This window comes from Acinetobacter sp. 809848 (assembly GCF_000581275.1).
Taxonomy (GTDB): Bacteria; Pseudomonadota; Gammaproteobacteria; order Pseudomonadales; family Moraxellaceae; genus Acinetobacter; species Acinetobacter pittii.
In genome coordinates, this window is the sequence record NZ_JEXG01000179.1 from 1 (window position 1) to 585 (window position 585).

1 protein-coding gene is annotated in these 585 nt (G+C 44.3%); it reads left to right on the forward strand.

Going from position 1 to position 585, the window contains the following annotated elements; translation table 11 throughout:
• On the forward strand, positions 1 to 585 hold a 585-nt coding region (locus tag J536_RS24660), incomplete at both ends, for an ABC transporter transmembrane domain-containing protein (protein WP_032064348.1).

Here is a 585-nt window from a genome sequence, read left to right on the forward strand (position 1 = left end):
GCACTGGCAACCATTATTTTCTCAATGCAAGTGTATGACCGTGTTGTACCATCTCAGTCTATCCCGACTTTATGGGTGTTGGCAGGTGGTGTGCTCATTGCTGCTATTTTTGAGTTTACTTTACGTGTAGCTAGAGTTTATTTATCCGATATTATTGGTAAACGTGCTGACTTGCGGGTATCTGATCGTGTATTTGGTCATGCCTTACGCATCAGAAATAAAGACCGTTCAAAGTCTACCGGTAGTTTTATTTCCCAGATTCGTGAGCTCGAAGGTGTGCGTGAACTGGTGACTTCAACCACCATTAGTGCAATTGCCGATTTCCCATTCTTTTTCCTATTCCTGATCATTTTTGCGATTATCGGTGGAAAACTGTTTTGGGTGATGCTGCTAGTTGTGCCACTTATGCTTTTGCCGGGTATTCTGGCACAGAAAAAGCTAGCGCAACTCGCGCAAGAGGGTATGAGAGAGTCTTCAATCCGTAACGCCATTCTTGTTGAAGCGGTACAGGGCATCGAAGACATTAAGCTATTACGTGCTGAGTCTCGCTTTCAGAACCAGTGGAACCACATGAACGAAGTTTCA